The following is a 26,212-nucleotide window of genomic DNA, read 5'->3' as shown; positions in this document are numbered from 1 at the left end:
GATGACGCGGCTGCCACGCTGGGTAGGGGTTCCCTGCCTGTTGGCCGCTTCCATCAACCTGGCCCATGGCGCCACCACCGACGCCCAGTGCCAGCGCACCTTGACCGCCGATGTCGTGGCGTTCAACCAGCCCTATTTCTACAACCGGCTTGGTGCCGTGGCACCCACTGGCCAGATTTTCGCCCTGCGCGGGGATGTGGTCGATGCCAATGGCAAGTTTCTGGATCAAGGCGGTAGCGCCATCGCCGGGCAGGTTCACCTGCGCGAGGACAAGCGTCCGCGCCCGCTGACCCTGCGCATGAATGTCGGCGACTGCCTGGAGGTCCACTTCCAGAACCTGCTCGACCCGGACCGCGAAAATGTCAGCGGCGGCGAAGACTTGCCAAGCGACCGCCACGTCGGGATTGCCGTCACCGGTTTGAATGCGGTGAACAGTATCACCGACATCGGCATGGCCGTGGGCGCCAATCAGGATGCCACGGTGGCCCCGGGAGATTCACGCACCTACACCTTCCACGCCGAGGGTGAAGGTGGCTACCTGCTCTACGATGGCGCCGTGACCTGGGCCGGGGAGTCCACCTCCGGCAGCCGCTCCCATGGCTTGTTCGGCGCGGTCAACGTGCAGCCCGTGGGCGCCGACTATCTGCGCAGCAAGGTCACCCAGGCCGATCTGGCCCTGGCAACCAGCGGTTACAACGACAGCGGCCACCCGATCATCGACTACGACGCCCTCTACCCCAACGAGGAGCCGTGGATCTCCAAAGGACTCGCCGGCCGGCCGGTGCTGCGCATGCTTGACGCCTACGGAGAGCTGGTGCACTCGGATCTCGAGGCGATCATCGTCGGCCCCGATGACGGCAACTTCCCGGCCAGCGCCTATGCTCAGGCCAACAACCCAAGTCTTCCCAACCGCCTGGAGCCGTACCGCGAGTTCACCACGATCTTCCATGACGAGGTCAAGGCCGTGCAGGCCTTCCCCGGGTTCTTCGAGGACCCGGTATTCGGCTTCACCCTGGAGTCGGTACGCGATTCCTTCGCCGTCAACTACGGCATCGGCGGCATCGGCTCCGTCGTGCTGGCCAACCGCATCGGCGTGGGGCCGATGCATGACTGCCTGGGCTGCAAGTACGAGGACTTCTTCCTCAGCTCCTATGTGGTGGGCGACCCGGCCATGGTGGTGGATATGCCCGCCAATGTCGGCCTCGAGGACCTCGCCCCTGGCGATATCCACCAGGTCGACGAAGCGCTGCTCGGCCCCAAGGCGAGCAAGGCGCTGTATCCGGATGACCCGTCGAACGTCCATCACAGCTACATCGGTGACTTCACCAAATTCCGCAACCTGCACGTGGGTCACGAACACCACATGTTCCACCTGCATGCCCACCAGTGGCTCTTCAACAGCGAGGACGACGGTTCGGCCTACCTCGATAGCCAGGCAATCGGCCCCGGGTCGTCCTACACCTACGAGATCGCCTTCGGCGGCAGCGGCAACCGCAACCGTACCCCGGGCGATGCCATCTACCACTGTCACTTCTACCCCCACTTCGCCCAGGGCATGTATGGCCACTGGCGCAATCACGACGTGCTGGAACTCGGCACTGAGCTTGACGAGAACGGCAGGCCGCTGCCAGGCAGTCGCGCCTACCCCGATGGCGAGATACTCGTCGGCACACCGATTCCCGCCGTGGTGCCGATTCCCGGCAAGCCAATGCCCCCGATGCCGGGGCGTGTCGAGGTGGTGGCCGTCGACATCGATAACGATGGCAAGCACGATTCCAGCCAGGCACGGGTCATCGACCGTGACCTCAACCCCGGCTTTCCCTTCTACATCGCCGGCATCGAGGACACCGTGGGCCAGCGCGGCACCACCCCGCCGCTGGCCCTGGAAGAGGATGGCGGCCTTCCCCGCCATATCCTGCGCGGCTACACGGCAGGCGGAGAGGCGGTTTCCACGGAAAACCGCTGGGACATGAGCAAGGCCGTGGAAGTCGCCGACGCGATGTTCTTCGACGAAGCCGGCACCGATGTGGAACGGGTCGCCATGGCATTCCATGCACGACGTTTCCATGACAGCTACCTGCCCAATGGCTTCCCGGCCACCGGCGAACAGGGCTTTCGTACCAATGGTGCGCCGCCGACCCCCGGTGCGCCCTTCGCCGACCCCTGCGTGGATGACCGCGGCATTCGCCTGGACGAGGACAACCTGAGCCCCTGGTTCATCGGCAACACCTTGTACAACTCGCCCTACAACGCCGATAACCCACGGCACTACCGTGCGGCGGACATCCGCATGGACATGGTGCTCAACAAGGTCGGCTGGCACTTCCCGCAGCAGAACCTGCGGGTGCTCAATGAAGACGTGGCCGCCACCCTCAACCAGCAGCGGCCTCCAGAACCGCTGACCATCCGGCTCAACAGCTTCGACTGCGCCCTGTACCACCACACCAACCTGCTGCCCTTCGAGTACGAGCTCGACGATTTCCAGGTGCGCACCCCCACCGACATCACCAGCAGCCACATCCATCTGGTGAAGTTCGATGTCACCGCCTCCGATGGCGCCGCCAATGGCTGGAACTATGAAAGCGGCGCCCTTTCTCCCCAGGAGGTGTACGAGCGCATCCATGCCATCCGGCGCTTCAACAACTGCATTGGGCTTGATGGCGGCGACCCACGCGATGACACCTGGCAGTGCCCAACCGCGGCGTCGCACAGCTACTTTGCCGGCATACCCGAAGTGAGCGACATGGCAAGCGGAGCGCGCACCACGGTTCAGCGCTGGTTCGCCGACCCGATCATCAATAACCAGGGCGTCGACCGCACCCTGGGCACGGTGTTCTTCCACGACCACTTCGGCCCCTCGACTCACCAGCAAACCGGCCTCTACTCGAGCATGCTGGTACAGCCGGCGCGTTCGCAGTGGGTGCATAACGAAACCGGCGAGCCCATGTATACCCGTAACGACGGCGGGCCAACCAGTTGGCAGGCCGCTATCCTGCCCGGCGACGGCAGCGAACCGCATCGTGAATTCTCGCTGCAGATCGCCGACTTCCAGCATGCCTACGAGGCGGGGCGCGGCGTGGACAACCAGGGCCGGCCTGTCCCCGATTTCGCAGGGGCCATCAACCCGCCCCTGCGCGAACCGACCGACCCCCTGTTTCCGGAAACCGTGCGCTCGCCCAACACCTGCCCCGGCGGCGCGCCACGCCCCTGCCCGGAAGCCGTGTCGTCGTTCGATCCAGGCACCTATGTCGTGAATTACCGCAACGAGCCGGTGGGCCTGCGCATCTACGACCCGGAGCGTATTGGCGCCGATGGCAAGCGTGGCTGGCAGGCCGATGGCCAGCCAGGCGACCTGGCCTTCGCCTTCTCCTCCAAGGTCAGCCGGCGCATCCCCGAGCTCAACGATGCACTGGGCGCCTCGCCCTACCCGGCACTGACTCTGGACAGGGGCGATCGCGACCCCTTCACGCCGATGATGCGCACCCTGGCGGGTGACACCATCAAGCTTCGCGTACAAGCAAGCGCCCACGAAGAAGAGCACAACCTGACCATCAACGGAATGCGCTGGCTCAATGACATGGGCAACCCGGCATCGGGCTGGCGCAACAGCCAGATCCTGGGTATCTCGGAGCAGTTCAATGTCCAGACGCCGACCATTGCGGCTTTTCGCCAGGATGGTGACCAGGCGGATTACCTGTGGAACATGAACGCCAACAACGATGGCATCTGGAACGGCATCTGGGGGCTGGTACGCGCCTATAACAAGCCGCGCCAGGACATCTACAAGCTTCCCAACAGCCGGGTGCCGCTGATGGTCGGCAACCCCTCCCAGTACGACAACATGTGTCCCGTGTACGCGCCGGTTCGCGAGATGGAGATCCAGGCGGTCACCGCCGGCGACGTGTTGCCACCCCTGCGCGATGCCAACGGCGCAACGATCGTTGGTGGCAACCCGTTTGGAGACGACCGGGGGACGCTTGTCTACAACGCCCGGGAAACCGAGATAGACGGTAAGCGCGGCCCGCTGCACGACCCCTCGGCACTGCTCTACGTGCTGACCGAGGATCTCGAGCCCATCGATGCCCAGCACAACGAGTGCCGGGCCGACAAGGGCGGCACCAGCAATCCGCGTTGCCCGGTGAGACTGCGCCCGGAGCGCAACATCGAACCACTGGTCGTGCGCGCCAACGCCGGGGAGTGTCTTGATGTGACGCTGATCAACCGCCTGCCGGAGGAGATGGTCGATATCGATGGCTTCACCACCGCCCCGGCCATCGTCAACCGTGACTTCAACCCCAACCGTGGCAAGACCACCTTCCAGCTCAACATGGTGCTGCCCTCCAGTGAAGTGGGCCTGCGCCCGCAACTGCTCAGCTACGACGTGACCCGCTCCGATGGCATGAATGTGGGGCAGAACCCGGAGCAGACCGTCTCGCCCGGGGAGTCCCGCACCTACCGCTGGTACGCCGGTACGCAGGATCTCGTCAAGGGCGTCACGCCCGGCGTGGGTAACGGCAAAGGCAAGGGCGAGGCCGGCAACCAGGGCGGCAGCGTGGGTGGCTATATCGGCATGAGCTCCACGGCCGCCGAGTTCGGTGCCACCAACCTGATGCCCGCCGACCCCATCCAAGGTAACGAGAAGGGCCTGGTGGGGGCGCTGATCATCCAGCCGGAAGGCGCCACCTGGCAGGAAGACCCTGGCACCCGGACAGCCGCCACCGTCACCCAGGTGGATGGTAGCCAGTACCGTGACTTCGCGGTGGTTGCCCAGCTCGCGCTCAACTGGCTGTATGCCGATGGCACGCCAGTGCCGCATATAGACACCGAAGGCGGTGTGCCTTCCGACCCGAAGGATTCGGGCCATCACGGCATCAACTATCGCAGCGAGCCGATATGGTTCCGCTACGGCTTCAAGCCGGATCTCGATCTTGGGGAGCAGAACAGCGTGGTGGACAACCATCGCCTGGCCCACAGCAACCAGCTGACCGCCGGGCAGGACCCCGAGACCCCCGTGTTCCAGGCCGCCGCCGGCATGCCGACACGCTTCCGGCTGGTCAACCCGGGTGGCAACTCACGCAACTGGGTATTCGAGATCGCAGGCCACAGCTGGCAGCGCCACCCCTACGAGCCGGGCAGCTGGTCACGGAAAATCGGCGACAACCCCTACACGTTCCGGCGTGGCGCCCAGGAGGGCATCGGTGCGTCGGCCCACTGGGACTTCGTGCTGGAGAGCGCGGGCGGACCCTTCGCGGTACAGGGGGATTATCTCTACCGCGACAATGGCTCGTTCGGTGACTTCAAGGGCGGCTGGGGTATCTTCCGGGTGACCGAACCCGGCCAGGCGACAGTGACGCCGCCTTCCACCGATCCCGCACCCACGCCGTATCCTGCACCTGGCAACAGCGGCAATGCCCCGGGCAACAGCGGCAATGCCCCGGGCAATAGCGGCAATGCATCAGGCAATAGCGGCGCGGCACCCGGCAACAGCGGGGCCGCACCGGGAGGTGGCAAAGGCAAAGGAGCCAAGGCATGAAGCAACTCGTGACTGCCGGCTCACTACCATGGCGCCTCATGGGCGCGAGGCGCCAGGCAACGGCTTGCCTGGCGGGGCTTGCGCTGGCGGGGCTCGCCCTGCCCGGTTTTGCCAGTGAACTTGCCGGTGAAGAAGCCGGCGCCCCCCAGGTCATCGAACGCGAGGGGGTGCGTATCGCGTTCACCACGCATCCCCTCGGTGCGCACGACGAGAACGTCGAGGCGCTGCGCGAGGCCGACCATGTCGAGGTGCGCTTTCGCATCACCGACCCGGCTTCCGGACAACCGGTCACCGGGCTCTATCCGGCGGCGTGGATGGACCTGGCCGCCTCCAGCGCGGTGATGGCGGGAGGCGCGGCGTTGAGCTGTGATCAGAAGATTCAGCGCTATGCCCAGGGCAATCTGAATTTCCGCCCGCTGATCGATCTCAACAGCTATCACGTGCTGACGCTCAATCGCGATGCCACCATCTCGGTGCTCGACCCGATCGTCAATGTCGCCGGCCTGACGTCCACCTACGCCATGCTGCCACTGCGCAGCCCAGGCGCGGACTGGGCGCTCAGCCCCACGGGGCGCCGGCTGTTCGTCAGCATGCCGGGCGAGGGCGAGATCGGCGTGTTCGATACCGACAGCTTCGAGCTGGTGGGCAATTACCCGGTCGGCCATCAGCCGGTGCGCCTGGCACTGTCCGCCGATGGCCAGAGGTTGTGGATAGGCGACGATGCACCGGCTGCCGACCAGGGCGGCGTTTTGATCCTCGATACGGCAAGCCTCGAGGTGATCGCAGCCATCGCCACCGGCGCGGGTCACCATGACATTGCGCTCACGGCGGACGGTCGCCTGGCCTTCGTCACCAACAGCGAGGCGGACACGCTGAGCGTGATCGATGCCGAGACTTTCGAGGTCCTTGGCGAGCTAGACACCGGCGACGAGCCCGTCTCGGTGGCCTATTCCCGCCACGCCGAAGCCGCCTTCGTGGCGGCCCGTGACGGCACCGTGACCGTGGTCGACGGCATCACGGGGGAAGTGCGCACCCGGCGCGAACTCGAGCCGGGCCTGCGCATGGTGCGCTTTTCACCGGATGGTCGGTGGGCCTTTCTGGTCAACACCGACACCGACAGCGTGGAAGTCATCGACCCGGCCACCCACGAGACCCGTCACCGCCTGGCGGTGGAGCCGGGGCCCGATCAGGTCAGCTTCACGCAGGCCTACGCCTACGTACGCTCGCTCGGCAGCCCGAAAATCAGCATGATCCCGCTGGAAGGGTTGGGGCGCCAGGCTGCCCCGCCAGTGATGAGCTTCGCCAGTGGGTCGAGCGAGCCGGCGCGCGCCTCGCGAGTCGGGCTCGATAACGCCGTCAGCCAGACCAACATCGATCATGCCGTGCTGGTCGCCAACCCCACCGCCGACTCCATCACCTTCTACATGGAAGGCATGGCGGCACCGATGGGCACCTTTCGCAATTTTGGCCATTTCGCGACCAGCGTGAAGATCGTCGACCGCAGCGTCAGCGAGCGCGAACCGGGCCTGTATACCACCCAGTTGCGCCTGCCCGCCGCCGGGACCTATGACCTCGCCCTGCTGCTGGATAGCCCGCGCATGACGCATTGCTTCGCTCTCGAGGCCGAGGAGAACCCGACACTGGCCAATCCGGCTCACTACGCGGTGAGCTTCGACGAGCGCCCAGCAAGCATCACCGCCGGCAACTCGGCGCAACTGCGCTTTCAGGTCTCGCGCGAGGAGCGCCGCACCTCCACCGCCATCGACGACCAGCCGGTCTATCTATCGTATTTCCTGTCGCCAGGCCTGCACCGCACCCGGGTACCCGCCAGGGTGCTCGGCGACGGCCGCTATGAAGTCGACCTGGCATTCGAGCGCGCCGGGGCCTACTACCTGTTCGTCGAGGTGCCGGCCCTGGGCATCGGTGCCGGTGACATCCGCCCGACAGTGATCCTCAGCCGGCCACAAGACGCGGTGCGGGAGCGGGTGTCATCGCCGGCAAATGCTCAAACCGACGTGGACAGGGGGTAGAAATGGCCATGACGCCGCCACTTCAGCCTGGCCGCCCCAACCACTCGCCCGGGGACGCACGGCATCGCGTCCTCTCCGGAGCCGTGAGGCGCCTGTCCGCCATCCCCTTGTTCGCCTTGAGCCTGGCGCTGCTCACCGGCACCGCGCTGGCGCACGAGCCCCACACGGGAGACCGCTCGAATCACCGTACCGCCGCATCGCAGGTCGCCGTCGAGCTGGTGGATCTGCCGCTGGTCGATCACCAGGGCACCACCCGGCGTTTTCGCAGCGAGGTGATCGGCGACAGCATCGTCGCGGTCACGGTGGTGTACACCAGCTGCACCACCGTCTGCCCGGTGATTTCGGCGGTTTTCCAGCGCGTGCAGGCACAGCTTGAGGAGGAACTCGGTGAGCGGGTGGTATTGATCAGCATCAGTGTCGACCCCGCACGGGACACCCCCCGCCGCCTGGCCGACTACCGGCAACGCTTCGCCGCCCAACCCGGCTGGGTGTGGTTGACCGGTGAGCGCGGCAATGTCATGCGCGTACTCGATGGCCTGGGCGCCTACACCCCGGACCCCGACGATCATCCGATCATGGTGGTCGTGGGGGACGGTCGCAGCGACCAGTGGCGACGCGATTTCGGCCTGCAGGCGCCTGACGACATCGTCGCCAGAATCCACACACTGCTCGCCCAGCGGGAGGCTCCATGATCAAACCCCCAGTACGCCATGCGACATCTGGCGGCCTCATCGGTCTACTTCTCACGATCCTGGTTTGCCAGATGCTAGCGTTGACGATCCTGCTGCTCGCAAGCCCGGTGCTCGCCCACGAGGGCCATGACCACGTCGAGCCGACCGAAGTCAACGGCAACCCCCCGACCGTCGTGCTCGACGACAGCCGCGAACAGGCCTACTTCACCGACCTGCCGGTGGTCGACCAGCATGGCCGGACCCACCAGTTCTACTCCGATCTGCTGCGTGATCGCCTGGTGCTGATCCATTTCATCTACACCGACTGCACCGATTTCTGCCCCGCGATGACCGCCAAGCTCGCTGCCCTGCGGCCACTGCTCGACGAGAAGGTGGTGTTCATCTCGATCAGCACCAACCCCACCACGGATACCCCCGAGGTATTGCAGGCCTTCGCCGAGCGACATGGCGCCGACGATGATCAGGACTGGCTTTTCCTGACCGGCGATGAGAACGACATCCAGGACATTTCCCAACGCCTGGGCCAGGTCTCGGAGGATTACTGGGAGCACTCCACGCTGCTGATCGCCGGCAACGTGCCGGCACGCGCCTGGACCCGCATCCCGCCGCAGTCACCGCTGCCGGCCATCGCCATGAAGCTTTCGGCGCTGGCCGAACATGGTGGTGGCCAGTTGGGCGCCAGATAATGAACCGGCTCGCCACGCTCTGCGCTATCGCCTGCAACAGGGCCTGCAACCTGGCCTATGCCATGGCGTGGGTTGCCGGCGCGAGCGCGGCTGGCATCGTGTCCGCCAACGACATGTACGCCAATGACGCGGACGCCATCGAGCGTGGCCACTCGCTGTATACCACCGGCCAGAGCGCGCGTGGCAACGAGGTCTCGGCGCTGGTCGGCGAGCGCGACATCGAGCTGCCCGGACACACCCTGCCCTGCGCCAGCTGCCACGGCGAGGATGGCCTGGGTCGCGCCGAATCGGGCGTCCACCCGAGCGAGCTCAACTGGCGACACCTGAGCCGCCCCTCCGGTCACTTTCACCTTGCCACCGGACGGCATCACCCACCCTTCACCGCAGAAAGCCTGTGGGTGACCTTGACCAGGGGGCATGACCCGGCCGGCAACCGGCTCGATACCACCATGCCGCGCTATCGGCTATCGCGTGAGGATGTCGACGACCTGATCGCCTACCTGAAGGTGATCGAACAACGCCTCGACCCCGGCATCGAGGAGCACCGACTGCACCTGGCTACCGTAGTACCCAGTGCCGGGCCGCTGGCCCCGTTGAGCCATGAAGTGGCACGGTTGCTGCAGCACATGGTGGCCGACATCAACGCCCGCGGCGGCCTCTATGGTCGGCGGCTGGCGCTGCAAGTGGCCGACGGAGGCGCCAGCGCCGACGAGACCCTGGCCGTGGCCCGCGAATTGGCAAGTTCAGGCACGGTATTCGCCCTGGTGGCGGTGGTCGCGCCGGGTGCCGAGACGGCGCTCGCCGAACTCTCGGCGGAAACCGGCACCCCCATCATCGGCCCGCTGAGCCAGGTGAGCCCGGACAGCGCCACGCTGACCGGCCCAAGCTTCTTCCTGTTCGCCTCGGCCAGTCAACAGGCCCGCGCGCTGCTGAGCCATCGCATCAGCCGCAGAGGCGGTTCCGATACGCCCGCGCCGCTGGTGGTGGTGAGTGACGACGAGGCGCTGGTAACCGCCATTGAACGCTCTCGCGAGGCAGAGCCCTGGTCGGCGATCCTGCACGTCGAGACACCCGGCGATGATCAGGACGTGAGGCGAATGGCGCGGTTTCTCGACCAGACCGAGACACCGGGCAGCGTGCTCTACCTGGGCAGGCCAGAGACGTTGCCAGCACTTGCCGCAGAGCTCGACACACTGCCTCGTCCTCCCGGCTGGCTGGTGCCCGGCCACCTGACCAGTCGTGAACTGTTCCTGCTGCCCGAAGGCCTGCGACAGCGCATCTGGATCGCTCTACCCTCGGCCCCCATCCACGGCCGCACTCCGCGCGACGAAGCCTTCATGAGACTGGTTGGCCAGGCCGAGCTGACACCGCTGCATCGCCAGGCTCAGCAAGCCGCCCATGCGGCCATGGGCGTGACACTCGAAGCTTTGCGCATCGCAGGCCGCGCGGTATCACGCGAACGCCTGACCGAGGCCATCGAGACCCTCTACCGCTTCGAGACCGTGGGCACTCCCCCGCTGAGTTACCGAGGCGGGCGCAGGGTGGGCGCCAGCGGTGCCTATATCGTCCAGCCACTTGGCGAGGCCGGGGGCTACCCATCACGCAGCGATTGGGTGGATGTCGGCGAATGAACGCGTATCCCCCCTGAAGGAGTGCCCATGAACCTCGACTTTCCCGCGTTGATCGGCCGCGCGTTCGACCCACTTGATGAATGGCTGCTCGAACGTGGCCTGCTCTCCGCCGAGCGGCTCCAGGCGCTCGATACCCTGCTCCCGGAATCCGCCGAACCGCGTGCCGTGATGATCAGCCGGCTGGGGCTTGTCGGCGAACGCGAGGTCGCCAATGCCATCGCCGCGTTGACCGGTCTCGAGCCGATCGGCGCCAATGCCTATCCCCAGCAGGCGGTCACCGACACGGAGCTCTCGCCGCGCTTTCTGAGTACCGCCGTGATGGTGCCGCTGGGCGACGACGGGCACACCTTGACGCTGGCCATGGCCGACCCGCGCGACACGGACGCTCTGCAGGGCGTGGCGCTGGCCACCGGGCGGTGTGTCGAGGCACGCCTGGGCCTGCCCTCGGAGATCGAGCAGGCCATCGAGCGCTGTCATGGCAGCCGGCGCTCGCGCATGGACCGAATCGCCGACGATCTGGGGGGCGAGCCCGACGTCGAGCACCAGCAGATTGCCCACCTGCGCGATATGGCGAGCGAAGCGCCGGTGATCCGCCTGGTCAACCTGGTGATCGAACGCGCGGTTGCCGCGCGCGCCTCGGATATCCATATCGAACCCTTCGAGGAAGGCCTGAAGATTCGCCTGCGCATCGACGGCATGCTGGTGGACCAGGAGTCGCCGCCGGCACGCTCGACGGCCGCGGTGATATCCCGGGTCAAGATCATGGCGCGCCTGGACATCGCCGAGCGCCGCCTGCCCCAGGACGGCCGTATTCGCCTGCGCGTGCAGGGGCACGACCTGGACCTGCGTGTTTCGACGGTGCCCACCCTGCATGGCGAAAGCGTGGTGATGCGGCTGCTCGACAAGGGCGGCGTGGTTTTCGACTTCGCGCCGCTGGGGCTTGGCGACGCACTGCGTGAACGGCTGCTCGCACTGCTGGCTCAACCCCACGGCATCCTGCTGGTCAGCGGCCCCACCGGCAGCGGCAAGACCACCACGCTGTATGCGGCGCTCAGCCGACTCAATACGACACAACGCAAGATCCTCACCGTGGAAGACCCGGTGGAGTACCAACTGGCTGGCATCAACCAGATTCAGGTCAAGCCTGGCATCGGGCTGACCTTCGCCAGTGCGCTGCGCGCCATCGTCCGCCAGGACCCGGACATCATCATGGTCGGCGAAATGCGTGACCTGGAAACTTCGCGCATCGCCGTGCAATCGGCGCTCACCGGGCATCTGGTGCTCTCCACCGTGCACACCAACAACGCCGCCGCCTCGATCACGCGCCTGCTCGACATGGGCCTGGAGGATTACCTGATCACCTCGACGCTCAACGGCATCCTCGCGCAACGCCTGGTGCGCCGGCTGTGCCCCCTGTGCCGCACCGAGATGCGCGCCGACGACGCCACCGCCCGGGCCGAGCCACGGCTAGCCGGCCAGCGCATCTTCCGTGCCCAGGGCTGTAGTGCCTGTCACCACAGCGGCTACCAGGGGCGAATCGCCATCGCCGAATTGCTGGTGATGAGCGAGTCGCTGCGCCAGCGGGTACTGGCCCATGCCGAGGCAGCCGACATCCAGCGGCTGGCGGTGAGCGAAGGCATGCGCACGCTCTACCAGGATGGCATCGACAAGGTGCTGGCCGGCGATACCAGCCTGGAAGAGGTGTTGCGAGTCACCCAGGACAACTAAGCCCCAGGCCACACACGACGAGGGAGGGCCGGCCATGCCACGCTATCGCTACAAGGCCGCGCGGCCCGATGGAGACATCGAACAGGGCAAGCTCGAGGCCGACTCCATGGCCGCGCTGGCGGCAAGGCTTCAGGAAAGTGGCTGCATTCCGATTCGTATCGCCCCCGTGCGCGGTGCAAGCCTGCCAAGGCGGCGCGCACGGCGAGTCGATGTGGAGACCCTGGCGCGTGACCTGGCCGTGCTGCTGAGCGCCGGACTGCCCCTGGAACAGGCACTTCAAGCCCTGCAGGAGGTGGCCGATACGGCTGCTAGCCAGCGCCTGCTTGGCGCGCTGCTGGAGGCGGTGCGTGGTGGTGCGTCGCTGTCGGCGACCATGCAGGCGCATGGCGATACGTTCACGCCGCTTCCGGTCAGCATGGTGCGGGCCGGCGAGGCTGGCGGCAACCTCGCCGAGGTGCTGGGCGACCTGGCCGGTTATCTGGAACGCTCACGCGCATTGCGCCAGGAAGTCCTCTCGGCGCTGCTCTATCCGGCGATCCTGGTGGTGGTGGCGATGCTGTCGCTGTTCCTGTTGCTGGCCTATGTGGTGCCCCAGTTCACCGGCATGTTCGCGGAACTGGGCGGCACCCTGCCGCTGGCCACGCGGGTGGTAATGGCCGCTGGTGACCTGACACGCCATTACGGCTGGCTAGTGCCTGGCCTGGCATTGCTGGGCATCTGGCTCAACCGGTGGGTGGCGGCGGACCCGGCCAGATGCGCGCGACGCGATGCCTGGCTGCTGCGGCTGCCACTGTTCGGTTCACTGATCAGGCGCTCGGAAGTGGCGCGTTTCAGCCGCACCCTGGGGGTGCTGGTCACCAACGGTGTGCCACTGCTCGAGGCGATGCGTATCGTGCCCGGGGCCATCGGCAACCAGGCGTTGCGCCAGGTAGTGGAAGCGGCCGCGCGCGACCTCCAGGCGGGGCGTGGCCTGGCACGGCCACTGGCGGAGAGCGGCCTGTTCCCGGGGCTTGCGGTGCGCATGATTCGCGTCGGCGAGGAGGCCGGCGAACTCGGCCCGATGCTGATCAAGGTCGCCGGGATTCACGACGCGGAGGTGCGCACGGCCGTCAAGCGCCTGCTGGCCCTGCTCGAGCCGGCACTGATCATCGGCCTGGGGGTGGTGATCGCCGGCATCGTGCTGTCTATCCTGCTGGCGATCCTCGATACCCACCAGTTGCTGCTCTAGCGAAGCCTCGACGCTGCGTCGATCACGGCGCATCCACCTCGCGGATGGCGGGCTCGCTGCCTCTGGGCAACGCGCGGGGATCCCAGTCGCGCAGCCGGCCAAGCTTGCTGCGAAACTCCTCGGTGACTCGCCCGGCATCCTCGCGGCTGCGTATTGCGCGCGGGGTGATCAGCACCAGCAACTCGGAGCGATTGGCGGCGTTCACCGTCTGCCCGAACAGCGCCGGGCCAATCACCGGCAGGCGGTAGAGCCCAGGCACGCCACTACGGGTCTGGGCGCGATTCTCGCGGATCAACCCCCCCAGCACGAGGGTATCACCGCTCTGCACCGCCACCTTGCTCTCGATGTTGCGCTGCAGGAAGGCACGCTGGCCGGTGGCGGCGTCGGTCTCGCCAACATCGGTGACCTCCTGGCGGATATCCATGGTGATCAACCCACCGCTGTTGACCCGCGGGGTGACATCAAGGATCACCCCGGTATCACGAAACTGCACGGATTCGGCGATCAACCCGCCCTCGGTGATGATCGAGGTGGTCACCGGCTGCTGGTCGCCGACCTGGATGCTGGCCGTGTGATTGTCCAGCACCATCAGCGACGGCGAGGAAAGCACCTCGACCTTGCCCTCGTCGGCCAGGGCCCGCAGCAATGCGCGCACCTCGCCGGCCGAATTGCTCAGCGTCAGCGAGAAGCTGGAGCCGAAGGAGAGCGCCTGGCCGAACTGTGCCACCGCACGGCCCCCGTTGATGCGGTCACGCAGAAACCACTGAATGCCATAGGCGAGTTCGTCGGACAGCGTGACATCCACGATGGTCGCCTCGACCAGCACCTGCAGCGGCCGGATGTCCAACTGGCGCAGGGCATCCTCCACGGTGCTGTAGTCACTGGGCGTGGCCAGTATCACCAGGGCGTTGTTGGCTTCGTCGGCGATCACGCCGATATCACCCATGCCGCCGCTGCGCGCTGCCGTGCCGTTATCGAATGCCGACATGCCGTTGTCGGCGGCCGAAGTCGCAGTCCCGGAGACCAGCGGTCCACCCAGATCGACCTGGGGCGGGTCGTCGCCTTCCCTGGGCGGCGAGTAGATACGCGTCTGCCTCAAGCCAGGCGCCAGCTCGGCGGCAGACCTGCCATTGCCCGCCTGCTGCCCATTACCGGCGGCGGCGAACAACTCGCGCATGATCTCGGCCAGGTCCACGGCGTTACCATTCTCGACCCGATAGACATACAGGCGACGCCCCTCGCCACCGAGTGGCTGATCGAGGCGATTCAGCCAGTTGCGCATCTCCCCGAGGTAGCGACGCTGGGGGGTGACCACCAGCACCGCGTTCAACCGTTGCAGGGGAATCAGCCGGATCAGGTCGCCGATCGGGCTGGCCTCCCCCAGCATCGCGCCCAACTCGTCGACGACAACATCGGCGCGGGCATGCTCGAGCGCCACCAGGCCCACCGACATGCCGTCGAGCCAATCGACATCGAAGGTCTCGACCATTTCCTGCAACTGGTCGAGGTCGCGGGCGCTACCGGACAGCACCAGCAGGTTACGTCCCGGGTCGACGCGCAGGATGCCCTGTTCCGGGGCGAACGGCTCGAGCAGATCGGCCATTTCCGCGGCGCTGACGTACTCGAGCGGCACCACCCGGGTGCCGAAACCCGCCCCGCCCCACTGCAGGTTACCGCGACTGACCCCCGCGGCATTGGCCGCCGTCACCACCTGATAGACCCCGTCGCGTTCGACCAGCGCCAGGCCACTGGCGGTCAGCACGTCCTCGAGGATGCGCAGTAGCGCATCCGCCGTCACCGGTCGGCTGGTCTGCAGGGTCACCTGACCGCTCACATCCGGCGCCACCAGGTAATTCAGGCCAAGCAATTCGCCAAGGATGGTATTGACCACCTCGCGCACATCGGCCATTTCGAAATTGAGGGTGATATCGCCCTGCTCGGTCGTGACCTCGGCGCTTGGCTGGCGAAGCCTGACGAACTCCCCGGTGCCGGGGTAGAGCGCGGAGCTCACTCCCTGGGTATCCCCGCCAAGCGCCACCGAGGCCACACCGGTCTCGAAGGGGGCGGTCTCGACGCCACCGCCAGTCACCCCGGTGGAACCAGCTCCCTCCCACCAGGGCCTCGGAGGCTGCTGGGGTGTGGCGCTGCAGGCGGCCAGCACGCCACACCCCAGCAGCACGATGAACGGTTTCACGCGCTTTCCTGCGTTACCCATTATTGTCATTGTCACGATCCCTTGATGGTTCCCTCTGGCCGAGCGTGTCCAACCCCCTCAATAGCGGCGCAGCGCCAGCTCATGGCGTTGCCCCATGTTCTCGATGGTCAGTCGTTGCGCTTCGACCTCCACCGCGGTCCAGCCATTGGCGACATCCCCCTCGCGGAGCCGCAGGTAGCGCCCCTCTCGCTCATCCCACAGCACCGCACGTGGCTGCCCGTCAACGATCACCACCCCGACCAGCCGCCAGTCGGGCCGCGCGGCGGGCCTGGGTGGCGACACCGGGGCCGGCTCGGCGACCTGAGGCGCCGGGGGGCGCCGGGTCTCGCTGAACAGGGGGCGCTCGACCATTGCTGCATAGTCATCGACATCGGCTACCGCCGTCCATCCTGCCTGTCCACGCTGGGGCTCCGCTGCGCCTGGCTGCCCCGACGTTCCGGCGGAGTGCGACCCGGTTTGCCGGGTGAGCTCGCGGGTCAGTTCGAACCACAGCCAGGCGCATAGCATCGCCACGCATACCACAAGACCGACCATCCAGATGCCCTGCTGCTGGCGTCTCATGGCGTGTCCTCCCTGAGAAAGCCCGCCACCTGAAGACGGATATCCAATTGCTCGGTGGCTTGCCCCACACGTCCGACCCGCCCGGGGGCCAGACGCCGAACCAGCAGTTCCTCGACGATCAGCAGCGGCGTCGCGGCTTCCAGACCGTGCAGCAGGTCACGCAGTGCAGGGCTGTCACCGCGCAGGGTGACGCGCAAGCGAATCGGCACCAGTCCCTCATCGCTCTGGGCCGCGAGCGACTGGATGCTGACCAGCTGTGCACCCGCGGCATTGACCCGCTCACGCAGCGCCTGCTGCAGGCTGGCGGCGGCCACCGGCGGCCGTTGCGGTGGCAGCAGTTGCGCGGCCAGCGCCGGGTCATCGAATGCCGATTCGCGCTGCTCGGCACGCAGGCGACTCTCCTGGCGCAGTTGCTCGAACTGGACAAGCTGGGTCTGGAGCCCGAGCAGTCGCTGGCTGCTGGCCTCGCGCTGTGCCAGGTAAGGCATCGCCATAAGCCACCACAGCGCTACCAGACATGCCGCCAACAGCGTCAACGCCATCAGTCGATCCCGCCAGCCGGGTGTCGTGGCGTTCATGGCGCACCTCCTCCATGCAGACGCAAGGCGATACGAAAGCGCTCCTGCCCGGAGGTTGGGTCGGTATCCACCGGCGCCTCGAAGCTCGCCGCCCCCAGCAAGGGTGATGCCTCCAGGCGCTCGATCAGCGCGGCGGCGCGCGCCGATTCGCCCTGCACGATCATTCGCCCATCACCCAATTCCAGTTGTTGCAGCCAGGTGTCATCGGGCAGCACCCGGGCAAGCTCGGCAAGCCTTGCCACCACAGCGGGCTCTCGCTGGCGCCGTTCCAAAAGCTGTTGCAGGCCGCCATGACGGCGCTCGATGACGTCTAGCCTGTCCACCACCGCCAGGGCGTCTGCCCTGGCCGCCTCCACCTGGTCGCCAAGCTGACGCTCTGCGAGTTGCATGCGCCATGTCGGCACCACCAGCACCGCCACCAGCAAGCAAAGCCCTGCCAGCGCCAGGCCGCGATTGATGCGCCTCTGCGTACCGCCTTTGCCTGTGGCAGCCTCACTCGCCAGCAAGTCCACACCCAGCCCTCGAGCCGCCGGTTCCGGCTGGCCAGCCAGTACGTCGATGCACTGCGCGGCAAACCCGAGCACCGCCAGGCGTGAGCGCCACTCCTTCAGACGTTCACGCGGCACCACCACCAGCTCGAGCGTCAGCGCATGGTTGGCCACCGAGCGTTCCAGCACTCGCCAGTCGAAGACCACGTCATCGGCACGAAACGGCGTGCGGCGATCCATCTCGAACTCCAGTACCTGTCGCAGGTTTTCCTCAGCGGCCAACGGCAGCACGAGCTGGCGGCGCGCCACCAGCGAGGGGTCGAGCAACAGCTGGACGCGGGCCAGGCCACGCGGCATCGTCATCTCCCGGGAGGCGGGCGGCGGCAGGGGCTGGCGTTGCCACCGTCCGTCGGGCCGTGGCGTGGCGAGTATCAGCTGCTCGCCTTCGACCCTAAGCACCTGGCAAGGCAAGGTGCCGGCATCTGCGCGCAGCGCGCGGGGCAGGCAGGCGACTAGCGAGCGCCGCCACCACGCAAGGAACCGGCGCAGCGAAGCAAACGACTCACCCCTGACAAGCCGGGGCTGCAGCTGAGATGTCATCGGTCATCCTCTCCCGCCACCATCGAGGTGGCAGCGAACAGATCCCGTGAGTGGTGTTGCCACTCAAGTATCGTATAGGGCTCCCGCTGCCCTGGATGCAGACGCACCACCGCGCGCACCCCACGGCTCACCCCTCCCGGCTGGCGGGCACTCGCCAGCATCTCGACCACGTGGCCGCTGCCGCGGGCGAAGCGGGAGACCGCCGGGGGAGGCGAATCGGCGCGCAGCGCAAGTAACGCCTCGACCTGGCCGGACGTGGCGCCCGGCAGCGCCATCAGCACCTCTGACGGCGCGACCAGTCGATCAACGGAACGCTCGCCATGCACCGTTACCAACGGCAGCAGACGTTGGTAAAGCCGCCGATCCATGCCGATCACCAGGGCCAGTTCGGCAACGTCGGCAAATGGGCGATCGGCGGGACCGTGAGCAAGGCCGGCGCGGCGATAGTCATCCGCCTCGGCGCCATGCAGGCGCCTCAGGTCATCGGCATCACGAAAGTCCTGAACCGCATCCACCAGGGCGTCGCGCCGCGAGTCATCCTCGACGTAACGGCCGAACAGGGCCGCCAGTTGCGCCGCATCCGCGTGGTTGATATCGATACGGCCGCGCAACGCCTGCACCGACAGCCGCAGCGAGCCCGTGTCACGGTCGGGATCATCAGCGTCAAGATCGAGCTCGAACGGTTGGCCATCGAGCGCGATGACGACGTCCTGGCGGCCAGCCAGCAATTCCAGCACGCCTTGCCAGATCGCCCCCTCGGCACGCGCCCTTGCCATGGCGGCATCCAGGGCCGTGCGGGTATCACGGGCCTGGCCCGCCGTATCGACCGCGAAGGCCGATGCCAGCAAGCCAAGCAGCATCACCACCCACAACACCACCAGCAGCGCCGCGCCCCGTTCGCGGGGCAGCCCTGGCAGTGAGTGAGCATGCCGCACCCCGCTCATGGCCTGGCCTCCCCTTCATTGCCGGCATGCGCCTCGAGCCTGGTGGACAGTGTGAGTGCGGGGCGCAGTGACTCGGCCGACGGCTCGATGACGATCCGCACGGCCCTTGGCAGGCGGGAAGAGTCGCGCCAGTCGTCATGCCAGGCCAATGCATCATCGGCCGAGCGGCGACCAAAATAGGCAAAGCGCACGCTTTCCAGTGACTCCTCGAGCAGCACCCGGCGTGTGGTCTCATCGACCTGGCTGTCTTGCTCCTGCTGGCCCCACAGCGGGTAGGCGACAGACAGCGTCGCTGCGCGCGGGTCGACCTGCAGGTGGATGAGCCGCAACCCAGGCGGTCCATGGTGAGCAGCCAGCGGCGCGACCAGGGTCATTGCCTCGGCGCTGCCGCTGAACACCACGGGCGGGGAAGCCGTTGCGGCCGGGTTCAAGGGCAAATGCCGCGCGGCAGCCAGCTGGCGGACGATCCATTGTTCGACGAGACGCTCTTCACGCGCCCATTCTCCATGCCGGTTGCCTGACTCCCAGGCCGCCACGGCGACATGCAGGCCGCCAAACGCGGCGCCAAGCACCACACCGGTGATGACCAACGCCACCAGTACCTCGACCAGGGTCAGCCCGCGTTGCGCCCCGCGGTTCATGGAGACACCCGCTGGGGTCTCAGGGTGCTCAGCGCGACCTGACGCTGCCGCCCAGCGTCCACCCAACTGACCGTGACATGAATCTCGAAGGCGGCAAGCCCGGTGTCCAGCGCGGCCTGTTCCGTCCACCAGGGCGCGTGGCTCACCCGGCGCTGCCATTGGTAAGCGTCTTTCAGCACCCCCTGTTCCTGCCCCTCGGCAAGGGGCGATTCAAGCCCACTTTCGGCGAGCAGGGACTCCGCAATGGTCAGTGCCCGGGAGATATCACCGCCCACGCTCACCACCCGCAAGCCGCTGGTGAACACCGAGAGTGCAGCGCCTAGCACCAGGGCCAACACCGCGAAGGCGACCAGCACCTCGACCAGCGAAAACCCGGCGCAGCGGCGCTGATGGAGCTGCCGCTCAGTATTCATCGAGGGTCACCCGCCCGGTCAGCCAGTCGATGTCGACCACCCATTCGCGCCCACGCCAGGCGAGGCTGGCACGCCCCCCGGACGCACTGCCATCGGGATAGAAGTGAAATTGCCCACGCGTTCCCACGGCGTCCCCGGTGAGCACGTCGAGTGCCACATGGGACGGCAGCTCTGCTCGGATACGCTGCCCCTGCCAATGGTAGGTACGTCGCTCCAGGTCGATCTCGACCACCACCTCGCGGTTGTCGGCCATCGCGGTGCTACGCGCCTCGCGCAAACCGCTTGCCAGTTCCCGCGCCGCCGCCTGGGCCTGCATGGCCGGCATCACCTTGACCACCAGCGGCGGCACCACCGCCACCGTCATGGCGACGATGGCCAGTACCACCATCAGCTCGACCAGGGTAAAACCGGCGCGACGCTCAACCCCACACGCTTGTGGTGCTGGCCCGGATGCGCCATGTCGTGTCATGGGCCACCTCCTTCACCGCGGCGCTTCACCACGGTGCTTCATCGCGGGCTCCACCGCAGCGCTCGGCCTCGGGGTCAATCCCGCACGGAAATGTCCAGGTTCTCGCCACTGCCACCCGGCGCACCATCGGCGCCGAGGCTTGCGAGATCGTAGGGGTCACCGCCGTCATCCAGCACCCGGTACTGGTAGTGATTGCCCCAGGGGTCGAGAGGCACCGCGCGCTTGGTGAGGTAGGGGCCATTCCAGCGCTCCTCGCCCGGCGGTCTTTCCACCAATGCCGAAAGCCCCTCCTGCTCGTTGGGATAGCGCCCCATGTCGAGGCGATAGAGATCGAGTGCGGTGGCGAGGTCGGCGATCTGCAGCCGCGCCGTCTCGGTCCGCGACGACCCGACGTACTGCATCACCCTGGGCCCCACCAGGCTCGCCAGAAGCCCCAGAATCACCAGTACCACCAGTAGCTCGACCAGGGTGAAGCCCTGGCCCCGTCTTTTCGACCTGCGCATCGTTTGTCGAACCTCCCCCGAAACGAACCTTGGGAATCACTGCACAAATGCCTGTGCGAGCGAATCGCTGCGTTGCGCGGTGCTGGTGCGCCAGCCCGGACGGAATCCTCACATATACCCCATATGCTCCGGTTGACTCGAAACCTTCGGTTTCTCGCCCCTTCGGGGCCATCCTTCGGATGTTTGTCGCTCCGCTCGGTGCTGTGCTCCGTGCGCCTTGCGCTTCATCTCGCTCGTCAATTTGTTCAGCGTTCCCTTGCGAGGCTGGCGGTGTTTATCGGAATCTCCGCATGGAGTTACGCTTTCTCACCCCTTTTTACAGTTTAGACACATTTCGCGGGTGCACATGGCAATTTTGTCCGCACGGAAACGCCAACGGCGCCCCGAGGGACGCCGTTGGCGATACTGCAACTCCTTCGGGATCACCCCAGGTACTTGATCATCACCCCGGCGGCCACCGCCGAACCGATCACCCCGGCCACATTGGGCCCCATGGCGTGCATCAGCAGGAAGTTGTGGGGGTTGGATTCCAGCCCCACCTTGTTGGCGACCCGCGCGGCCATCGGCACCGCCGACACGCCGGCCGCGCCGATCAGCGGGTTGATCGGCATCTTGCTCATGGCATTCATCAGCTTGGCCATCAATACCCCGGCCGAGGTGCCGATGCCGAAGGCCACCATCCCGAGCCCCAGGATGCCGAGCGTCTCGAAGGCCAAGAAGCTCTCGGCCATCAGCTTCGACCCCACCGCCAGGCCCAGCACGATGGTGACGATATTGATCAGCGCGTTCTGGGCGGTGTCGGAGAGCCGCTCGACCACGCCGCACTCGCGCATCAGGTTGCCGAAGCAGAACATCCCAAGCAATGGCGAGGCATCCGGCAGGAACAGCGCCACCAGCAGCAACAACGACAGCGGGAAGACGATCTTCTCGAGCTTGGACACCGGGCGCAGTTGGGTCATAGTGATCTCGCGTTCCCGCTGGCTGGTCAGAAGCTTCATGATCGGTGGCTGGATCAGCGGTACCAGCGCCATGTAGGCGTAGGCCGCCACGGCAATGGCACCCAGCAGTTCCGGCGCCAGCACGCTTGCCACATAGATCGAGGTCGGCCCGTCGGCGCCACCGATGATGCCGATGGCAGCGGCCTGATTGAGCGAGAAATCCATCACCCCAAGCGCCGACAGGCCCACCGCACCGAACAGCGTGGCGAAGATGCCGAACTGCGCCGCGGCGCCAAGAAACAGCGTCCGCGGGTTGGCAAGCAACGGTCCGAAATCGGTCATCGCCCCAACGCCCATGAAGATGAGCAGCGGGGCCACGCCGGAAGCAATCGCCACCGAATAGAAGTTGTAGAGCATGCCATTGTTGTAGCCCACACCCGTGGCGACATCATGCGCGGCGCGTAGCTGGTCGGGCGAGGCTCCCTCATCGACGACCGCCTTCAGGGTGTCGCGCCACACCTCGGGCTGGGCCAGCGGGTCGAGGGAGGCACCCAGGGCGGTGGCCAGTTGATCGAGCAGTGCCGGCTTGGCCACGTCGATAGCCTGGTCCAGCGCCGAGATGGCAAGGCCAGCCTCGGGGATGTTGGCGAGAATGCCACCGAAGCCGATCGGCACCAGCAACAGGGGTTCGAACTTCTTGTGAATGGCCAGGTAGAGCAGCAACATCCCGACAGCGATCATCGCCGCTTGTCCGAGTGTCAGGTTGTAGAGCCCCGAGCCATACCAGAGTGTCAGTAGCTTCTCCACGGGGGCTCCTTACAGCTCGACCAGCACATCACCGACGGCAACACTGTCGCCCTCGCTGACCTTGACGGCGGTGACGGTACCGGCGCTGGACGCCCGTACCTCGGTCTCCATTTTCATGGCCTCGAGAATGATCACCACATCGCCTTCGGCCACCGCGTCGCCTTCACGCACATTGACCTTGAAGATGTTGCCGGCCAGCGGCGCGCTGATCGTCTCGCCACTCGGCGCGGGCGCTGCCTCTTCGGCCGGTGCCGCGGCGCTTGGCTGCTCGCTGACCTGGCCAACCTCGCCACCCTCGGCGACCTCGACCACATAGGCCTTGCCATTGACCTTGATGGTGTAGGTCTCGGGGCCGGCAGACTGGGCCGCCGGCACCTGAGCCGGTGCCCCACTCGTCTGGGCAGTGGCCGGGAGGTTGGCCGCCTCGTCCTTGCCAGTCGCCTGGGGCACCGGCTCGAAGGCGTCGGGGTTGTCGCGGTTCTTGAGGAACTTAAGGCCGATCTGCGGGAACAGCGCATAGGTCAGGACATCGTCGATCTCGCGCTCGCCCTCGGCCAGGCGAATGCCCTCGACCTTGGCCTTGTCCTTGAGCTCCTTGCTCAGCTTGTCCATCTCGGGGCTCAAGTTATCCGCCGGACGGCAGGAGATCGGCTCGGCCCCTTCCAGCACGCGCGCCTGCAACTCCTTGTTGAACGGCGCCGGGGCGGCTCCGTACTCGCCCTTGAGCAGCGCCTGCACTTCCTTGGAGATCGACTTGTAGCGCTCCCCCATCATCACATTCATTACCGCCTGGGTACCGACGATCTGCGAGGTGGGCGTGACCAGCGGAATGAAGCCAAGGTCCTCGCGCACGCGGGGAATCTCCTTGAGCACGTCGTCGAGCTTGTCGCCGGCGCCCTGCTCCTTGAGCTGGCCTTCCATGTTGGTGAGCATGCCGCCCGGCACCTGGGCGATCAGGATGCGCCCGTCGATGCCCTTCAGCGAGCCCTCGAAGGCCGCGTACTTCTTGCGAACCTCGCGGAAGTAGGTGGCGATCTCCTCGAGCAGCTCCAGGTTCAGGCCGGTGTCACGCTCGGTGCCCTGGAGTATGGCCACCAGTGACTCGGTGGGGCTGTGGCCGTAGGTCATCGACATTGACGAGATCGCGGTATCGACGTTGTCGATGCCCGCCTCGGCGGCCTTCAGCGCGGTGGCGGTGGACATGCCGGTGGTGGCGTGGCACTGCATGTGGATCGGGATATCCACGGCGGCCTTGAGCTTGGTGACAAGCTCGAAGGCGTCATAGGGCTTGAGCAGGCCCGCCATATCCTTGATGGCCAGCGAGTCGGCGCCCATGTCGGCAATGCTGCGGCCGAGTTCGACCCAGCCATCCAGCGTGTGGACTGGGCTAACCGTGTAGGACAAGGTACCCTGCGCGTGGCCCTCGACCTTGCGCACCGCCTGGATGGCGCGCTCGAGATTGCGCGGGTCGTTCATGGCATCGAAGATGCGGAATACGTCGACACCATTGGTCTTGGCGCGCTCGACGAAGCGATCCACCACGTCGTCGCCATAGTGGCGGTAACCGAGCAGGTTCTGACCGCGCAGCAGCATCTGCTGGGGGGTATTGGGCATGGCTTGCTTCAACGCCCGTATCCGCTCCCACGGATCTTCGCCGAGATAGCGGATACAAGCGTCAAAGGTGGCGCCACCCCAGGATTCCAGCGACCAGAAGCCGACCTGGTCGAGTTTCTCGGCGATCGGCAGCATGTCGTCCAGGCGCATGCGGGTGGCAAACAGCGACTGGTGGGCATCGCGCAGGACGACATCGGTGATGCCAAGTGGGCGTGTCTTGTCAGTCATGGTCGTGACCTTGTCGTTATGAATGTAAGGGGAGAGAGGATCGGCTCAGCGGCGATGACGTTGCCGGTAGCGATGCACGGCGGCGCTGAGCACCACCATGAGCTCGCTGTCGTCCTGCCGGGCAGGCGCCGCGCGACGCCCCGCATCGGTGGTGGCCTTGGCAGGCTCAGGGAAGCAGCGTCCGATGATCCGGGACATCAAGGTAGTGATGATCACCAGCAAGGTAAGAAAAACAAATACGAAGCCCATACCGAGGCCCATCAGGGCGAGGCCTTCCTGCAGCAACTGGGTGTCCTGCATGTGGCGTTCTCCTTGATTCAGTACTTGGCCATGCTCCGATCTAGCGCGATCAGGATGACATGTCTAATTATAATGACCGTATAACCTGCCACACCCCCGGAAGATTGCAAGGACGGCATAGTGGAAGTCAGCGTTGTTAATTTACTACAAAGCCATCCGGGTCGCATTGGGCTCGCCCCCATGGAGGGCGTGATCGATGCCCACACCCGCGATCTGTTGACCCGTCAACCCGGCTTCGACTGGACGGTCACGGAGTTCGTGCGCGTTGTCGATACCCGCCTGCCGCCCAGAGTCTTCCTCAAGCACTGCCCTGAGCTGGCCAGCGCCCCGCAGCGCTTGTGCACGCCCAGCGGAGTCCCCGTGACCTTGCAGCTGCTCGGCTCCCACCCCGCCGCTCTGGCAGCCAATGCCCGCCAGGCCCTTGCACTCGGCGCCACCAGCCTGGATCTCAACTTCGGCTGTCCAGCGAAGCTGGTCAACCGCCACGACGGCGGGGCGTCACTGCTGCGCGACCCCAGGCGCGTTCGGGCCGCAGTGGCGGCGGTACACGACGCCGTGGGCGACGCAATCCCGGTGACTGCCAAGATCCGCCTGGGCTTTGCCGACCGGCGCCTTGCCCTGGCCTGCGCCATGGCCGCCGAACAGGGCGGCGCCCAGCAACTGGTGGTGCATGGCCGGACCCGTAATGAGGGCTATCGTCCGCCCGCCCACTGGGAGTGGATCGGACGCATTCGCCAGCGACTGTCGATCCCGGTGGTCGCCAACGGCGACATCTGGACGCTGGAAGATTACTGGAAAGCCCGCACCCTGTCGGGTTGCCGTGACGTGATGCTTGGACGTGGCGCCCTGGCCGACCCCTGGCTTGCCCCGCGCATTCGCCACTGGCAACTCAGCGGTGAGCGCTTGCCTGACACCACCTGGGAAAGCCGGGCAACGACGCTTGTCGATTTTGCTGCTTTGCAGCGTAGCACACTTCCCGCCAAGGTGGTCACGTCACTACTCAAGCAATGGCTCAACCACATGCGCGCCCGTGACCCAGAGGCGGCGCGCCGCTTCGAGTCGCTCAAACGAATCACCCAATTGGATGAACTGCTCGACGGGCTGATGGCCGAACAGCCGGCCATGCCCCGTGCAGCGCGACTTCCCGCCTGACCGATCACGGCCCGGCGACTGACTCGCTCGGCACAAGCAGGCAGATCACGAGCCAGCAGATCGAGAGCAAGGGAGACACAAGGAGGGAAGGTTCAAGGAGGGGGACTGGTGTGGCCCTGAAAAAGTAGACACTTTGTCAGGCAGCGGCTTCATAGGTCCGGGGGGAGACTCCGCCCAAGGCCCCATGGAGCCGCACGTTATCGTAATACTCTTCGATGTAGTACTGAGCCTCA

20 protein-coding genes are annotated in these 26,212 nt (G+C 66.2%); 8 read left to right on the top strand and 12 right to left on the bottom strand.

All coding sequences use genetic code 11. From position 1 onward, the window contains the following. Nucleotide 1: 1 nt before the first annotated feature. Genes C6V82_RS00100 through C6V82_RS00070 form a run of 7 tightly spaced genes read left to right on the top strand, consistent with a single transcriptional unit; the run spans nucleotide 2 to nucleotide 13,528 of the window. A complete protein-coding gene (locus C6V82_RS00100) occupies nucleotides 2-5,533 on the top strand; it encodes a cupredoxin domain-containing protein (protein WP_180978218.1) in 5,532 nt (1,843 codons plus the stop codon). Further along, nucleotides 5,530-7,563, top strand: a complete 2,034-nt coding sequence (locus tag C6V82_RS00095; RefSeq protein WP_102586918.1) for a YncE family protein — start codon at nucleotides 5,530-5,532, stop codon at nucleotides 7,561-7,563. Before C6V82_RS00100 ends, C6V82_RS00095 begins: the two co-directional genes overlap by 4 nt. 8 nt (nucleotides 7,564-7,571) lie before the next feature. Further along, nucleotides 7,572-8,255, top strand: coding sequence for an SCO family protein (locus tag C6V82_RS00090; protein ID WP_180978219.1), 684 nt, complete (start codon nucleotides 7,572-7,574; stop codon nucleotides 8,253-8,255). Continuing rightward, a complete protein-coding gene (locus tag C6V82_RS00085) occupies nucleotides 8,252-8,941 on the top strand; it encodes an SCO family protein (protein ID WP_102586920.1) in 690 nt (229 codons plus the stop codon). The genes C6V82_RS00090 and C6V82_RS00085 overlap by 4 nt, the downstream gene beginning before the upstream one ends. Continuing rightward, a complete protein-coding gene (locus tag C6V82_RS00080; protein ID WP_102586921.1) occupies nucleotides 8,941-10,572 on the top strand; it encodes an ABC transporter substrate-binding protein in 1,632 nt (543 codons plus the stop codon). The genes C6V82_RS00085 and C6V82_RS00080 overlap by 1 nt, the downstream gene beginning before the upstream one ends. A gap of 27 nt (nucleotides 10,573-10,599) precedes the next feature. Next, on the top strand, nucleotides 10,600-12,300 hold the full coding sequence (gene gspE, locus C6V82_RS00075; RefSeq protein ID WP_102586922.1) for a type II secretion system ATPase GspE: 1,701 nt from the start codon (nucleotides 10,600-10,602) through the stop codon (nucleotides 12,298-12,300). Nucleotides 12,301-12,334: 34 nt separating this feature from the next. Beyond that, complete coding sequence (locus C6V82_RS00070; RefSeq protein ID WP_102586923.1) at nucleotides 12,335-13,528, top strand: type II secretion system F family protein; 1,194 nt, start codon at nucleotides 12,335-12,337, stop codon at nucleotides 13,526-13,528. Nucleotides 13,529-13,550: 22 nt separating this feature from the next. On the opposite strand, the gene gspD is transcribed toward C6V82_RS00070, so the two are convergent. The 12 genes from gspD to C6V82_RS00010 all read right to left on the bottom strand — a co-directional run bounded on the left by gspD (nucleotide 13,551) and on the right by C6V82_RS00010 (nucleotide 24,827). Then, nucleotides 13,551-15,722 (bottom strand): type II secretion system secretin GspD, encoded by a 2,172-nt coding sequence (gspD, locus tag C6V82_RS00065; protein WP_180978221.1) that lies wholly within the window; start codon nucleotides 15,720-15,722, stop codon nucleotides 13,551-13,553. Nucleotides 15,723-15,800: 78 nt separating this feature from the next. Continuing rightward, nucleotides 15,801-16,304, bottom strand: a complete 504-nt coding sequence (locus C6V82_RS00060) for a hypothetical protein (protein WP_102586925.1) — start codon at nucleotides 16,302-16,304, stop codon at nucleotides 15,801-15,803. Beyond that, nucleotides 16,301-16,882 carry a type II secretion system protein GspM gene (gene gspM, locus C6V82_RS00055; protein ID WP_102586926.1) on the bottom strand — a complete coding sequence of 194 codons (582 nt, stop codon included), beginning with the start codon at nucleotides 16,880-16,882 and terminating at the stop codon, nucleotides 16,301-16,303. Before gspM ends, C6V82_RS00060 begins: the two co-directional genes overlap by 4 nt. Next, nucleotides 16,879-17,970, bottom strand: coding sequence for a PilN domain-containing protein (locus C6V82_RS00050; RefSeq protein WP_102586927.1), 1,092 nt, complete (start codon nucleotides 17,968-17,970; stop codon nucleotides 16,879-16,881). Before C6V82_RS00050 ends, gspM begins: the two co-directional genes overlap by 4 nt. After that, nucleotides 17,967-18,914, bottom strand: a complete 948-nt coding sequence (locus C6V82_RS00045; protein ID WP_102586928.1) for a type II secretion system minor pseudopilin — start codon at nucleotides 18,912-18,914, stop codon at nucleotides 17,967-17,969. Before C6V82_RS00045 ends, C6V82_RS00050 begins: the two co-directional genes overlap by 4 nt. Then, nucleotides 18,911-19,555, bottom strand: coding sequence for a prepilin-type N-terminal cleavage/methylation domain-containing protein (locus C6V82_RS00040; RefSeq protein ID WP_180978222.1), 645 nt, complete (start codon nucleotides 19,553-19,555; stop codon nucleotides 18,911-18,913). The genes C6V82_RS00045 and C6V82_RS00040 overlap by 4 nt, the downstream gene beginning before the upstream one ends. Then, entirely contained in the window at nucleotides 19,552-19,968 is a 417-nt protein-coding gene (locus tag C6V82_RS00035) for a type IV pilus modification PilV family protein (protein WP_102586930.1), read from the bottom strand. Before C6V82_RS00035 ends, C6V82_RS00040 begins: the two co-directional genes overlap by 4 nt. Further along, nucleotides 19,958-20,437, bottom strand: a complete 480-nt coding sequence (locus C6V82_RS00030) for a GspH/FimT family pseudopilin (RefSeq protein ID WP_102586931.1) — start codon at nucleotides 20,435-20,437, stop codon at nucleotides 19,958-19,960. The genes C6V82_RS00035 and C6V82_RS00030 overlap by 11 nt, the downstream gene beginning before the upstream one ends. 74 nt (nucleotides 20,438-20,511) lie before the next feature. Then, complete coding sequence (gene gspG, locus C6V82_RS00025) at nucleotides 20,512-20,940, bottom strand: type II secretion system major pseudopilin GspG (RefSeq protein WP_102586932.1); 429 nt, start codon at nucleotides 20,938-20,940, stop codon at nucleotides 20,512-20,514. 422 nt (nucleotides 20,941-21,362) lie between these two features. Beyond that, nucleotides 21,363-22,685 (bottom strand): sodium ion-translocating decarboxylase subunit beta, encoded by a 1,323-nt coding sequence (locus C6V82_RS00020; protein ID WP_102586933.1) that lies wholly within the window; start codon nucleotides 22,683-22,685, stop codon nucleotides 21,363-21,365. A gap of 9 nt (nucleotides 22,686-22,694) precedes the next feature. Continuing rightward, nucleotides 22,695-24,527, bottom strand: a complete 1,833-nt coding sequence (gene oadA, locus C6V82_RS00015) for a sodium-extruding oxaloacetate decarboxylase subunit alpha (RefSeq protein WP_102586934.1) — start codon at nucleotides 24,525-24,527, stop codon at nucleotides 22,695-22,697. Between the two features lie 45 nt (nucleotides 24,528-24,572). Further along, nucleotides 24,573-24,827, bottom strand: coding sequence for an OadG family protein (locus C6V82_RS00010; protein ID WP_102586935.1), 255 nt, complete (start codon nucleotides 24,825-24,827; stop codon nucleotides 24,573-24,575). A 180-nt stretch (nucleotides 24,828-25,007) separates the two neighbouring features. Here C6V82_RS00010 and C6V82_RS00005 point away from each other — a divergent pair, with 180 nt between their 5' ends. Then, a complete protein-coding gene (locus C6V82_RS00005; RefSeq protein ID WP_102586936.1) occupies nucleotides 25,008-25,979 on the top strand; it encodes a tRNA dihydrouridine synthase in 972 nt (323 codons plus the stop codon). Nucleotides 25,980-26,212 lie beyond the last annotated feature (233 nt).

The organism is Halomonas urumqiensis, assembly GCF_003028575.1.
In the GTDB taxonomy this organism is placed as follows: domain Bacteria; phylum Pseudomonadota; class Gammaproteobacteria; order Pseudomonadales; family Halomonadaceae; genus Halomonas; species Halomonas urumqiensis.
Note: the sequence above shows the minus strand (reverse complement) of the source record. Positions and strands in the feature narration are given on the sequence as shown.